The organism is Tautonia sp. JC769 (assembly GCF_040717455.1).
Lineage (GTDB): Bacteria > Planctomycetota > Planctomycetia > Isosphaerales > Isosphaeraceae > Tautonia.
The window spans coordinates 139,135-151,962 of sequence record NZ_JBFEFH010000007.1 but is presented as its reverse complement, the minus strand read 5'-3'; the positions used below and the strand labels follow the sequence as shown (position 1 = coordinate 151,962).

At 70.6% G+C, this 12,828-nt stretch carries 9 protein-coding genes; 7 read left to right on the top strand and 2 right to left on the bottom strand.

Going from position 1 to position 12,828, the window contains the following annotated elements; all coding sequences use genetic code 11:
- The first annotated feature begins 31 nt into the window (after positions 1-31).
- On the top strand, positions 32-943 hold the full coding sequence (locus AB1L88_RS09780; protein ID WP_367096466.1) for a sugar phosphate isomerase/epimerase family protein: 912 nt from the start codon (positions 32-34) through the stop codon (positions 941-943).
- A gap of 234 nt (positions 944-1,177) precedes the next feature.
- Positions 1,178-2,521 (top strand): di-heme oxidoredictase family protein, encoded by a 1,344-nt coding sequence (locus AB1L88_RS09775; protein ID WP_367096465.1) that lies wholly within the window; start codon positions 1,178-1,180, stop codon positions 2,519-2,521.
- A gap of 187 nt (positions 2,522-2,708) precedes the next feature.
- Here AB1L88_RS09775 and AB1L88_RS09770 read toward each other — a convergent pair whose 3' ends face one another.
- The gene (locus tag AB1L88_RS09770; RefSeq protein ID WP_367096464.1) at positions 2,709-3,491 is read right to left on the bottom strand and encodes a dienelactone hydrolase family protein; all 783 of its coding nucleotides are present in this window, start codon (positions 3,489-3,491) and stop codon (positions 2,709-2,711) included.
- 259 nt (positions 3,492-3,750) lie between these two features.
- On the opposite strand from AB1L88_RS09770, the gene AB1L88_RS09765 reads away from it, so the two are divergent.
- The gene (locus tag AB1L88_RS09765; RefSeq protein WP_367096463.1) at positions 3,751-4,275 is read left to right on the top strand and encodes a hypothetical protein; all 525 of its coding nucleotides are present in this window, start codon (positions 3,751-3,753) and stop codon (positions 4,273-4,275) included.
- A 110-nt stretch (positions 4,276-4,385) separates the two neighbouring features.
- On the opposite strand, the gene AB1L88_RS09760 is transcribed toward AB1L88_RS09765, so the two are convergent.
- The gene (locus AB1L88_RS09760; RefSeq protein WP_367096462.1) at positions 4,386-6,782 is read right to left on the bottom strand and encodes a hypothetical protein; all 2,397 of its coding nucleotides are present in this window, start codon (positions 6,780-6,782) and stop codon (positions 4,386-4,388) included.
- A gap of 188 nt (positions 6,783-6,970) precedes the next feature.
- Between AB1L88_RS09760 and ispF the strand changes: the two genes are divergently transcribed.
- The 4 genes from ispF to AB1L88_RS09740 all read left to right on the top strand — a co-directional run bounded on the left by ispF (position 6,971) and on the right by AB1L88_RS09740 (position 12,827).
- The gene (gene ispF, locus AB1L88_RS09755; protein ID WP_367096461.1) at positions 6,971-7,444 is read left to right on the top strand and encodes a 2-C-methyl-D-erythritol 2,4-cyclodiphosphate synthase; all 474 of its coding nucleotides are present in this window, start codon (positions 6,971-6,973) and stop codon (positions 7,442-7,444) included.
- A 106-nt stretch (positions 7,445-7,550) separates the two neighbouring features.
- Positions 7,551-9,047 (top strand): cysteine--tRNA ligase, encoded by a 1,497-nt coding sequence (cysS, locus tag AB1L88_RS09750; protein WP_367096460.1) that lies wholly within the window; start codon positions 7,551-7,553, stop codon positions 9,045-9,047.
- A gap of 108 nt (positions 9,048-9,155) precedes the next feature.
- Positions 9,156-9,740: a crossover junction endodeoxyribonuclease RuvC gene (gene ruvC, locus AB1L88_RS09745; RefSeq protein WP_367096459.1), complete on the top strand. Its 585-nt coding sequence runs from the start codon at positions 9,156-9,158 to the stop codon at positions 9,738-9,740.
- Positions 9,741-10,025: 285 nt separating this feature from the next.
- Positions 10,026-12,827, top strand: a complete 2,802-nt coding sequence (locus tag AB1L88_RS09740) for a tetratricopeptide repeat protein (RefSeq protein WP_367096458.1) — start codon at positions 10,026-10,028, stop codon at positions 12,825-12,827.
- Position 12,828: the final 1 nt, after the last annotated feature.

The following is a 12,828-nucleotide window of genomic DNA, read 5'->3' as shown; positions in this document are numbered from 1 at the left end:
CGAGACCGGCTTCGCAATCGAGAGGCTCCCCATGACCCCGATCACCCGACGCTCCCTGCTCGGAGGGGCCGCCATGGCCGCGGCCGCCTCGGCCCTCGGCCCGGTGGCCGTCCCCCCCGCCCGGGCCATGGACCCGATCCCCCGGACCCGGCCCAGCCACCTGAAGCTGAGCATCGCCGCCTACTCGTACCGGCAGTTCCTCACGGGAGACTCGCCGACGATGGGCCTCTTCGACTTCGCCGACCTTGCCGCCGACATGGCGCTCGACGCCATCGAGCCGACCTCGTACTACTTCCCGGGCGACGTCTCGAACGAGATGCTCAGCAACCTGCGTCGGCATGCCTTCCTGCGAGGGCTGGATATCTCCGGGACGGCGATCGGCAACGACTTCTGCGTCGCCCCGGGGCCGGATCGGGAGGCCCAGCTCGCCCTCGCCCGCACCTGGATCGACCGCGCGGCGGTGCTCAACGCCCCCATGATCCGCGTCTTCGCCGGCCGGACCCCTCGCGGAGAGTCCGAGGAGGTCGCCGTGGCCCGGGCGATCGAGGGCTTCAAGGAGGTCCTCCCCTACGCGGCCGAGAAGGGGGTGTTCCTCGCCCTCGAGAACCACGGCGGGATCACCGCGTCGAGCGATCAGATGATGGCCCTCATCGAGGCGATCGACCACCCGTACTTCGCCGTGAACCTCGATACCGGCAACTTCCGCACCGAGGACCCCTACGGCGACCTGGCCCGGATCGCCCCCTACGCCGTCAACGTGCAGGTGAAGACCGAGATCTCCCGGGCCGGCGAGCCGAAACAGGAGGCCGACCTCGGCCGCCTGATCCAGATCCTCCGCGACGTGAAGTACTCCGGCTACGTCGTGCTCGAATACGAGGCCGCCGAGGACCCGATGACCGCCATCCCCCGGCACGTCAAGCGGCTCCGCGAGCTGATCGCCTGACCTCCCTCGCCGCACCGGGACGGACCCCGACCACCGATCGGGCGGATGCGCCTGCGAGGGTCCCTCCCTCCGGCCCATCCCCCCGATCGAGCCGGACGGCTCCCCGTTCGCCAGCCATCGCCGAAGAATTTCGGCCTTGATTCCCCCGCGACTCCATTCTGCACTTGTCCGAGGTTGCCGCGGGGGCGGTCCCGCGGCGCGGATCCCGAAGTGAGCCGCGAGGGAGGAGCCGCGATGCAACGGAACGATCTGGCGAGGGGACGGCGGCGGGTCGGTCTCGGTTTGGCCATCATGGCCGTCGGGGTGGTGGGCTGGGTCGCCGCGCCGGGCGTGCCGGTGCTCTGGGGGCCCCGGGCGAGTGCCGATCGCAAGGAGGCCGGGCACGAGCTGTTCGTTCATGAGTGGCTCCCCCACGATCCGATCGCCCGGGCCGACGGCCTGGGGCCGGTCTTCAATGCGCGGTCGTGCGTCGAGTGCCACTTCCAGGGGGGAGTCGGCGGCGGCGGGTCGAACGAGCACAACGTCCTGGCCTTCGAGGCGAAACCGACCCACACCCGCCCCGAGATCGAGGGCGGGCTTGTCCACAAGTTCGCGGTCGAGAACCACTACCTCGAGGATGTGTCGCACCTGCGGACGCTCTTCCCCATCGTCCCCGACGCCATCCGGATCACCAACGGCTGCTACGTGCTCGTCCGGGATTTCGACCCGGTGAACACCGAACAGGTCAACTCGACGGCCCTCTTCGGGGCCGGCTGGATCGATCGGATCTCGAGCCGGAGCATCACCCGGCGCAACCTCGCGGCCTCGTTGCAGTCGATGGGCCGGGAGCTGAGCTCCGACTTCAGCTCCATCCCCCCCGGCCGTTATCGGGTCCTGCCCGACGGCCGGGTCGGCAAGTTCGGCTGGAAGGCCCAGTTCGCCACGCTCGAGGAATTCGTGGCCGCCGCCTGCGCGAATGAACTGGGCCTGGGCAACCCTCACATGGAGCAGGCCAAGCCGAGAGTCGACATCCCCTACCCCGACATGGCCCCCGACCTCGACCGCTCCCAATTCTCGTCGCTCGTGGCCTTCGTCGACACGCTGCCTCGCCCCGGACTCGTCGTGCCGAGCGACCCCCAGGCCAGGGCCGAGGTCGAGCGCGGCCAGGTGCTCTTCGAGCGGGTCGGATGCGCCATCTGTCACGTGCCCGAACTGGGCGGCGTGGCGGGCGTCTACAGCGATTTCCTCCTGCATCGGCTGGTCGATCGCGAGGCCGGATACGCCTACAGCGACGTGATGACGGGCGTCCCGATCCCCCGGGAGCATCCGGACGCCGAAGAATGGCGGACCCCCCCGCTCTGGGGCGTGGCCGATTCGGCCCCGTATTTCCACGACGGCGGCAGCCCGACGCTCCGCCTCGCGATCCAGCGGCACCAGGGGGATGCGGCGCCGGTGTCGAAGGCGTTCAAGCGGCTCCCGGCCGAGGATCAAGGGGCGTTGATCCGTTTCCTCGAGGCGCTCCAGGGCCCCCCCGATGCGATCCCGGTGCCCGAGCCCGCGGTCCCTGCCGACGAGTTGACGATCGCTCGGGCCGAGTGATCGAGCCCGAGGCGAGCATGGCATGACATGAGCGGTCCGCGACGCGACCCCCTCGTGCCCCCGTCCGGCGATCGACGCCCATCTCGTCGCGGGGCGTCGCCACACGCCGAGGAGCCGGGGACCGTGCGTGTCCTCGGCTCCTCGGTCCGTCGGAGTGCGCGGGAGAACGATCGGGGAGGGGGCGCGATCAGCCCTCCGCGGGGTGATGCTCGGCCAGGAATTCGGTGATCTGCTTCCAGGCGTCGTCGGCGGCGTCTTCCACGTACTGGTCGCCTCCGGGACGCATGAAGGCGTGGCCGGCGCTGTCGTAAATGTGCAAATCGACCGTCGATCCGGCGTTTTTCAGGGCGTCGAAGACCTGTCGGACCCGGTCGGCGGGGATGCCGCGATCCTGGGCGCCGAAGATGCCCAGCACCGGGCGGCCGGCGAGCGCGTCGATCTGCTCCGGCTCGATCGAGACGCTGCCGTAGCAGATGGTCGTCGGGCCGACGGCGTCGGACTGCTGGGCGATCAACCGGGCGTACATCCCCCCCATGCACCAGCCGATCGCGGCCACCTTGCGATCCTGGTCGACCCGGTCGTGCTCCTGAAGGTACGCGATGGCCCCCCTGAGGTGGGCAACCCCTTCGCTCGGGTCGAGGGCTCGCATCAGCTCGTGGGCCTCGCCCGGGTCGTCCGTCGACTTCCCGTCGTACAGGTCGACGGCCAGGGCGACGTAGCCGAGCCCGGCCATGCGGTCGGCATTCTGCTTGATCCAGTCGGTCAGGCCCCACCACTCCTGAATCACCAGGATCGCGGGGGCCTTGGCATCGCCTTCGGGCAGGGCGAGATAGGCCTTCGTCGTGGCTCCCATCGGGTTCTTGAACTCGACCATTTCTCCGGCGACGGCCGGGGCCGAGGCCGCCCCGATCAGGAGGAAGGCCGCGGCCAGCGTGCGGCGAGCGCCGCCGATTCGCGATCGTGTGGGCATGGGTCAGGTCCCTTTTGGCTCGGTCGTTGGTTCGAAAGGAGGGGTCCGAGGTCGGGCCGATTGCGAGGGCGAGCGGCCCCGGACCGCCCCCCTGTTCGATTGAACCGGTCCCGGACCGACGGGTCAACGGGCCGGCCTGGCCGGGGATACCGGCATCGATCGTGCCGATTGCTCCGGGGTCGGGCCATTTTGCGTGGTAAAGTTCCTCAAGCTGCGTGTTGGTCACACCCTCGCGATTGATTCTTCGGAGTTCGCACCAATGATCCGGATCACCCTGTTGCTGCCGATCGGGGCCACCTTGCTCCTGATCGCCGCCCCCCCAGGTGCCGAGGCCGGCGGACGCCGCGTACGGCCGCCCGCGCCGGTCGTCTCCGGCGTGCCGGTCGCCTCGCCCACCTCGACCGTCATCCTGCCCGCCGAGGCCGTGCCGACCGCGGCCCGATCCCCCTACCTGGGCACCTTCCGGCCCGATCCGACCCTGATGGTCCGTTCCGGATACAACACCGGTGGCGGATTCGCCCCCGCGGGCCTGCCGACCTCCTACGGAAGCATGTCGCTCTACGGGCCGTTTTCGAGGCTCCGGTCACTCCCCACGGAGGTCGTCACCTACTCCCGGGGCTATGACGGCGTGCTCCGGCCGACCTCGTCGGGCATCTCCTACGAATACACCAACCCGGCGCAGTATCCCGACACGACCCTGGTCCCGACCCGCATGACGATCGATCCGACCAACGGATCTCGCGTCCGGTCGGGCTTCGGCCGCTACCTCCTCGGGCAGCAGTGATCCCCGATCGGATCGAATTCGGTCCGTTCGGCTGTCGGGCCCGTCGGCGGGCCGATCTCCCTTGCTGAAAAGGCGATCGGCCCGCCGACGGGCCCGACGAACGTCACGACTCAGGGCGATTGAAGACGCCGGCGGAGGCGGAGGAATCGCTCGCGGAGCTCCTCGTTCCCGCCCAACTCCGGGTGCAAGGCCATCGTGCCGTCGATCAGCCGGCGCGCCTCGGCCGGTCGGTCGGTCCGGTAATACGCCACGGCGAGGCCGTAGCGGGCCTCAAGCCATCGGGAGGCGCCCGGGGTGCTGGCGGCAATCACGGCCCGGTGGGCTTCGGCCGCCTGATGATAGAGGCCGAGCTGGTCGAGGGCGTCGGCCAGCGGGGCGATCAACTCGGCCGGCAGCCGGGAGGGGTCGAGGTCGCCCGACCACGACTCGGCCGCCCGCCTCGCCCCGTCGAGGTCCCCCATGGCGATTTGCCCCCGGATGCGGATCACCCTCGCCCGGGCACGGACGCCGGGGTCGAGCGCATTGGCCTGCGAGAGCACCCGTTCGGTCAATAGCCGGGCGATGGCCGAGACCCGGCGGCGGGCCGGATCGGCCAGCGAGGCCGCCGAGCGGTCGAGCCGGGCGGCGAGGTCGACGACCTGCTCGGGCTCGGATTGCTCCAGCTCGGCCCGGGCGTTCTGCTCCGCGTCCGTCTCGCGGGAGGCGACCGCCTGGGCGACGATCCGGAGCCGCCGGGCCAGGTCGCGGCGATCGGCCTGCACCTCGGTCGACACCAGCCGATCGAGGATCTTCAGCGCCTCATCGGCCGATCCCAGGCCGGGGGTCAGCTCCAGCTCGGCCCGAGCCAGGTCGAGGGCGTTGCGATCGGTCGGCTCGGTGGCCTCATCCCGGGCCGATGTGAGGGCCGCTCGCGCCTCGGCCAGGCGGTCGCGGGCCTCTCGGGTCCGGTCGGCCAGGCGGAGCGATTCGACGGCCGTGCGGTGCAGGTCGATCGAGGCGAGCCGGGCCTCTCGCCATCGCGCATGGCCAGGGGGCACCTCGGCCCAGAGGGCCATCGCCTCGCCGTCCTTCCCGGCCGAGGCCCGCAACTGCCCGAGGATCCAGCGGGCCTCCGAGGCGGTCGGGTCGTCCGGGAAGGCGGCGATGTGGGCCCCGAGCGCCGACTCGTACGAGGCCCGCACCGTCCCGTCCTGCCCGGACGCCGAGGCGAGCCTCCCCAAGGCCAATGCATACAACAGGCTGCCGTTCGACCGCTGGTCGGCCGGGGCCGGGCTGTCGGGCGCCTGGGCCGCGGCGGCGATCGGGGCGAGCGCCTCGACCGCCTCGGCCGTGCGGCCGGCCCGCACGAGCATCGCCGCGGCCCGGTAGCGCATGACCCAGGCGCGTTCCAGGTCCCCCAGGCGCTCGGCGTGGTCGGCCCCGGCCTGGTTGAGCCGGACGGCCTGACTGACGTCGCCGAGCGTCAGGTGTCCTTCGGCCATCAGCTCCCAGAGGCCGGGATCGTCCCGGTCGTCGGGCTCGACGATCGTGGCCGCCAGGCTGGCCAGCGCCGCGGCGGCGTCGGGGTGTTCGGCGACCCGGAGGCGTCGGACCCGGGCGATGGCGTCGGCCTCGACCTCCGATCGTTCCGGGCCGGGGAAGAGGTTGATCCACTGGCGAGCACGGACGCGGGCCGCCCGGAAGTCCTTCGACGGCCGGTCCAGCTCGGAGCGATCGATGAACGCGATGGCGTCTTCAAACTGTTTGTCCGCCAGCAGGATCGCAACCTTCGTATCGACCCGATCCGCCTCGCTGGGGCCGTCGAGATCGCCAGCCTCTTGAAAGGCTTGAGCGGCCTCGCGGAACTGGCCGATTTCAACCAGCAATCGAGCGTTCAACAGGGCAATATGGCCTCCCAGCGGGGGGACGATCGGCAAGCCACGGAGCCTGCCGATCGCCTGCTGTCGGAAGTCGAGTGCGATGCCGGGGTCATCTTCCAGATTGGCCCGATCGGCCAACGCCTGGGCGAAGCGGAAGCGGATATTCTGGGCGGTCAGGTCACTCTCGGGCAGGCGGTTCGTCTCGGTCCAGAGCCGGCGCAGCCGGGCGATCGCGTCGTCGAGCGCCTCGATCCCCTCGACCTTCGCGCCGGCGTCGCCCGACGACCGCTCGAACTGCAAGGCCCAGGTGTGCCCCTCCGCCCATCGGTAGACCCCGGCTTGCAGGGCGACCGAGAGGGCCAGGGGATGGGTCGGATCGCCTTTGAGGAACTCATCGAGCAACGCTACGGCCTGGCCCCACCGGGCCGCCCGCAGCCCCGCGGTCGGCTCGGCCCTGGCGGCCGAGTCGATCCGATCGGCCACGTCGAGGGCGAATTTGCCCCGCTCCTCCCGGTCGATCGTCGGCTGCCGGAAGCGGTTCCGGGCCGACTCGACCAGTTCCACGACCTCCCGGTCGCTCAGCGGTTCCGGATCGCCCGGGATTTGACCCAGCATCAGGACCGCCAGCACGAGTACGCGGATCGTCATTCGTTCGCTCCTCGATGGACGACGACTCGACGGCCGAGGGTGGCGTGATTTCCCCATTGTACGGCGCGATGCAAGCCCGAGGCGCGGGCCGGGCCCCGAGATCGCCCCCGAGCCGCTTTCGCCCGGCCGGGATGGCGAGCCTCGGCGTCGTGCGGTACGATACTCGTTTTCCTGAAGGAGGTTCAGCCGTGCGCGTCGGGATCGGTCACGACACTCATCGTCTGGTTGAGGGACGGCCCTTGATCCTCGGGGGCGTGCGGATCGACTTCGATCGCGGCCTGGCCGGGCACTCCGACGCCGACATCGTGCTGCACGCCGTGGCCGACGCCCTGCTCGGCGCCGCGGCCCTCGGCGACATCGGCGAGCTCTTCCCCGACACCGACCCCCAGCACGAGGGGCTCGACAGCGGCAAGCTCCTGGCCGAGGTCGTCTCCCGGGTCGCCTCGGCCGGCTGGCGGGCGGTCAACTGCGACCTCGTGATCCACGCCCAGCGCCCGAAACTGCTCGCCCACAAGCCCGCCATCCGGGCCAACGTCGCCCGATTGCTCGGCCTCCCCGAAGACGCCGTGAACGTGAAGGCCAAGACCGGCGAGCACGTCGGCCCGATCGGCCGCTCCGAGGCGATGAGCTGCGAGGCGATCGTGCTGGTCACGCGGGCCTGACCGCTGGTCCGAGGGCATCGACGTCCTGGCTGGAAGTGACTCCCCGCCCCCCTTTGCCTGGTGCTCGGCCCTGCCTCCCCTTTTTGCATTGGGATCCACCACGACCATGCCCATCCGCGTCTACAACACCTTGACCCAGGCCAAGGAACCGCTCCAGACCGTCGTCCCCGGCAAGGTGGGCATGTACGTCTGCGGGCCGACGGTTTACTCGAACAGCCACATCGGCCACATGGTCGGGCCGGTGATCTTCGACACGATCAAGCGGTTCCTCGTCCACAGCGGCTACGACGTGACCTGGGTGGTGAACATCACCGACGTGGACGACAAGCTCATCGTCCAGGCCAACGCCGAGGGGACGACCGTCAAGGACCTGGCCGAGCGCGTGACGGCCGACTACCTCGCCTGCCTCGACGCCCTGGGCGTCACCGGCATCGACCACATGCCGCGCGCCACCGAGCACATCGACGGCATCCTCGGCATCACCCAGGGGCTCATCGACAAGGGCTACGCCTACCCGGCCGGCGGCGACGTCTACTTCGACGTGAGCAAGGCCGCCGAGTACGGCAAGCTCAGCCACCGGAACCCCGAGGAACTCCAGGCCGGCGCCCGGATCGAGCCGACCGAGAAGAAGAAACACCCCGGCGACTTCGCCCTCTGGAAGGCCTCGAAGCCCGGCGAACCCGCCTGGGAAAGCCCGTGGGGCCCCGGTCGGCCCGGCTGGCACATCGAATGCTCGGCCATGAGCATGAAACTCCTCGGCGAGCACTTCGACATCCACGGCGGCGGCCTCGACCTCGTCTTCCCCCACCACGAGAACGAGGTGGTGCAGTCCGAATGCTTCTCGGGCAAGACCTTCGCCACCTACTGGATGCACAACGGCCTGCTCACCAATAAAGGGCGGAAGATCAGCAAGTCCGACCCCGATACCGTCGTCCTCATGGCCGACCTGCTCGACCAGTACGAGCCCGACACCATCCGCGCCCTGCTCCTCTCCAGCCACTACCGCCGCCCGATCGACTTCAGCCCCGCCCGCCTCCAGGAGGTCGAGCGCGGCCTGCGGGCCTTCCGCTCCCTCTTCGACCGGGTCGAGCGCCTCACCGGGCGATCGTTCTACGACCTCGACGCCCCCTCCTCCCGAGAGGACGGCGACCGCCACGCCTCCGGCACTCTCCCGCCCGACGTCCTCGACCATCGCTCCCGATTCCTCGACGCGATGGACGACGACTTCAACACCGGCGGCGCCGTCGGCGAGCTGTTCGAGCTCGTCCGCGCCCTCAACCGCTTCGCCGACGCCGAGCGGCTCGACGACCGCAAAGGAGAGGACCCCTCCCCTGCTCTCGAATCCTGGACGAATGGGGTGATCGTCCTCCGCGAGCTGTCCCGATTGCTCGGCCTGTTTCTCCGGCCCCCGGCCCACGTCGAGCCCGATTCCGGCGGCCTGACCGGCCCCCTGGTCGAGCTGTTCATCGAGCTCCGCGCCCAGGCCCGAAAGGACCGCAACTTCGCCCTCGCCGACCAGATCCGCGACCGCCTCGCCGCCCTCGGCGTCGTGCTCGAAGACCGCCGCGACGGCACCGGCTGGAAGATCGAGGGCGACCGCTGATCGGTCGACCCTCCGTCTCGGACCGGGCCGCGGCCTTCCGACCCGGTTGGGGTGGACGGATGCATCCGCCTCGGCCATGATCGAGGTCCAGGGACGGAGGAGGGCGCAATGGCATCGACGGTGGCGGAATCAGGATCGGGACAGCCGGGCCGCGTGGTGCCCGGCCGGGTCGTCGGCATCGACCCGGGCTTGGGGGTCACCGGCTACGCCGTGATCGAGCCGGCCCCTCGGCCCGCGTCGGGCCTGATCGGCCCGCCCCCGCTGGTGGTCGAGGCCGGGGTGATCCGCGCGAAGCGAGACGACCCGCTCGCCGGCCGCCTTGAGACCATCTACCAGGGGATTCTCGAAGTCCTCGACGCGTTTCCCCCCTCCGCCCTTGCGCTGGAACAGGTGCACAGCCGGCCGGCCCACCCCAGGACGGCCATCCTGATGGCCCATGCCCGCGGCGTCATCATGCTCGCCGCCGCCCGCCGAGGGGTCCCGGTGATCGGCTACGCCGCCTCCCGGATCAAGAAGACCCTCACCGGACACGGCCGGGCGCCGAAGGAGCAGATGCAGCACGCGATCCGGACCGAGCTGGGCCTCGACCGCCTCCCCGAACCCCACGACGTCGCCGACGCCTGCGCCGTCGCCCTCTGCCACTTCCAGAACGAACGCAACTATGGCGCCTTGCTCCGCGGCCAGGAGGGGTAATCGGCTCCGGGCGATCGCCTGGCCGTTGATCTACCGGGCGTCCCGAGCGATCCGACGACCTGATCCCACTTCCCCGGCCGCCCGTCGGCGCGCTAGGATGACTCCATCGTCGCCCGCGCGATCGGTTTTCGCCTGAACGTGTCGGGTCCGCTGTGCGGACCTCTCCCCAACCGGCAAGGGCCGCCAGTCCGGACCCCACGCCGTTGAGGTCTCGAAACCAGGGCGAAAACCTCTCCTTCGGATCGCCCGCGTCATCGCCCCCTTCGTCCGAGTCGAGGTCCGTCCGTGCCCACGATTCCCGTCCCGACGCGGGCCAGCACTCCCGGTGAAACCCCCGCCCCCGCCGATCCGGCCCGGCTCCGCCTGGCCGATGGGGCCATCCTGCTCGCGTTCGCCGCCGTCACATTCCTGCTGGGCGTCTTCCCGCTCAAGGACGTCGATTTCTGGTGGCACCTCCGCACGGGGGATCTGATCCGAGAAACCGGCGCGATCCCCCGCACCGACCTGTATACCTACACCGTCCCCGATCGCTCCTGGATCGACTTGCACTGGGGGTTCCAGCTCCTCCTCAGCTACGGGTTCGAACGCGGCGGGGTCGTCTTCCTGAACCTGGCCAAGTGCGTCATCACGACCGTCGCCGTCCTGCTCCTCGTGACCGCAAAACGCAAGGAGTGGCCCCTCTGGGTGATGGTCCTGGCCTGGCTGCCCGCCCTGGTCCTGCTCGGCGGCCGCATGTACATCCGCCCGGAAACCTTGACGCTCCTCTACATTTCCATCTTTTTGGCGGTCCTCTTCCGCTGGGATCGGCGGCCGTGGCTCGGGCTGATCCTGCCCGTCACGCAGGCCTGCTGGGTCAACACGCAAGGTCTGTTCGTCTTCGGCCCCATCCTGCTCGGCTTCGCGCTGATCGATGCCGCCTTGCGCCCGAATGCGTTCGGCCCCGATCGCCGCCGCTGGTGGCGGATCGCCCTGGGGGTGACGGCCCTCGTCGGCCTCGCCTGCCTGATGAACCCCTACGGCCTCCGGGGCGCCCTCTTCCCGTTGACCGACTTGCTGTTCGGCACCTTGAATGATCCGATCTTCAAGCAAGAGATTGCCGAACTCAGCTCGATCCCCCGCCTGATCGCCGAGTCGGCCGGCTATCCGCATTTCATGCTCATGGTCCACCTGACGGTTGCCACGCTCGGCGGCCTCAGCTTCATCCTCCCGTTCCTCTGGCAGGGCACGGCCCGGCTCAGCGACCTCCGGCAGCCTCCCTCCGCCGCCCCCGAGCCCCCCGAGCGCCCGAAGAAGAGCAAGGGGAAAAAGGCGAAGTCTTCGGCCCGACGCGCCGCCCAACGTGAACACCTGAGCGAGCCCTCCTGGTCGCTCCGGCCCTTCCGCCTGCTCCTCTTCCTCGCCTTCACGGCCCTCAGTTGGCAGGCGACCCGCAACAGCCACCAGTTCGCCGCGATCGTCGGCACCGTCACCGCCTGGAACTTCGGCGAGTGGGCCGCCGCGGTGCTCCGCCGCCGCGCCGACCGGGGACGGGACGCGACCCCTCGCCTCTGGCCGAGGCTCGTCGCGCTCGGTGTCACCCTCGCCCTGCTCGCCACCGTGGCCACGGGACGGCTCTACGACCTGGCCGAAGAGGGCCGCACCATCGGCCTGGGCGAGGAACCCGCCTGGTTCCCGCACCGCGCCGTCGAGTTCGCCGGCAGCGAAGGGCTGCCCCCGCGCTTCCTCGGGTTCCACATCGGCCACGATGCCCTGTTCATCTATCACCACGGCCCCGAGCGGAAGGTCTTCGTCGACCCCCGGCTCGAAGTGATGGGCCCCGATCAGTACCGCGCCTATTCGAATCTGAGCCGAGCGGTCGCCACCGACGACCCCCGCTCCCCCTGGAAGCCCCTGCTCGAGCAGGCCGGCAACCCGGTCGTGCTGGCCGACCACGACCTGGCCACCCGGGTCGGCATCTCGTTCCTGCTCGATGCCTCGTGGCGCTGCGTCTGGTTCGATGAGCTGGCCTCGGTCTTCGTCCACGAGTCCGACGCCCGCTCGGCCGACTTCCCCGCCGTCGACTTCCTCGGCCGCCACTTCGGCACCCAGCCCGACCCCTCGCCCCCGACCCTCGACGCCGAGTGGCAAGCCTCCACCAAGGGCCTGAGCAAATTCGTCCTCGTCCTGCTCGAGCAGCGAGGCCGACCCGATCAGGCCGCCGTCCTCATCCCCCTCGGCCTCGACCGCGCCCGGGAGACCCGCCGTCGCCTGCCCGACGCCGCCGAACCCTGGGCCTACGCCGCCGCCCTCGAACTGGGCCGGGTCCCCGGGCTGGGGATGGCCGGGCCCGACCGCCGCTACCTCCGCCCGTTCGACCCCGTCGCTGACGTCCACCGGGCTCGGGTCGCCGCCTTCGCCCGCCAGGCCCTCAGGCGCAACCCCGATGAGCAAATTGCCCTGTCGGCCCTGCTCGGCCTCTCCCTCCAGGGGGGGATGACCGAGGTCGCCCTCCCCTTGCTCGAGCGATCGGCCGCCCGCCCGCCCCGCTCTCCCCAGCAGGCGACCTCTCGCGACGCCTCGCGGGCCCAACTGGCACGCCTGAGGGCCCAGCTCGGCCGCGAGCCCCGGATCGACGTCTCCAATGGCGATCGCATCCGCCGCAGCGTCGATGCCCTGCTCGACTCCGGCCGGGTGGAGTCGGCCGTCGACTTGCTGGAAGAGCAGTATCCCCCCGCCGAGAGCGACTGGCCGACCGCCGACCGCATCGCCTCGCTGCAGATGCACCTGGGCCACCCGGACCGGGCCCGATCGTCCTGGCAGGCCGTGGCCGATCCCCCGGACCCGGCCCTCCGCCAGGCCCGGGTCGCCGCCACCTTCTACGCCGAAGACGACCTGGACGCCGCCCGCGACGCCTACCGCCAGGCCCTTCGCGACGACCCCGACCTCTTCGACGCCCACTTCGGCCTCGCCCTCGTCGAGTTCGATGCCGGTCGGGCCGACGTCGCCCTCGACAATGCCCGCAACGCCCTGAGCCGCTCCCCGGACGACGCGGCCCGATCCGCCGTCGAGGCGATCATCCGGCGCGTCGAGCCGTATGCGGGGGATTAGG

Excerpts from the sequence above, each read along its gene's own strand:
- AB1L88_RS09780 (WP_367096466.1), top strand. The coding sequence starts at position 32 with ATGACCCCGATCACCCGACGCTCCCTGCTCGGAGGGGCCGCCATGGCC.
- AB1L88_RS09775 (WP_367096465.1), top strand. The coding sequence starts at position 1,178 with ATGCAACGGAACGATCTGGCGAGGGGACGGCGGCGGGTCGGTCTCGGT.
- AB1L88_RS09770 (WP_367096464.1), bottom strand. The coding sequence starts at position 3,491 with ATGCCCACACGATCGCGAATCGGCGGCGCTCGCCGCACGCTGGCCGCG.
- AB1L88_RS09765 (WP_367096463.1), top strand. The coding sequence starts at position 3,751 with ATGATCCGGATCACCCTGTTGCTGCCGATCGGGGCCACCTTGCTCCTG.
- AB1L88_RS09760 (WP_367096462.1), bottom strand. The coding sequence starts at position 6,782 with ATGACGATCCGCGTACTCGTGCTGGCGGTCCTGATGCTGGGTCAAATC.
- cysS (WP_367096460.1), top strand. The coding sequence starts at position 7,551 with ATGCCCATCCGCGTCTACAACACCTTGACCCAGGCCAAGGAACCGCTC.
- ruvC (WP_367096459.1), top strand. The coding sequence starts at position 9,156 with ATGGCATCGACGGTGGCGGAATCAGGATCGGGACAGCCGGGCCGCGTG.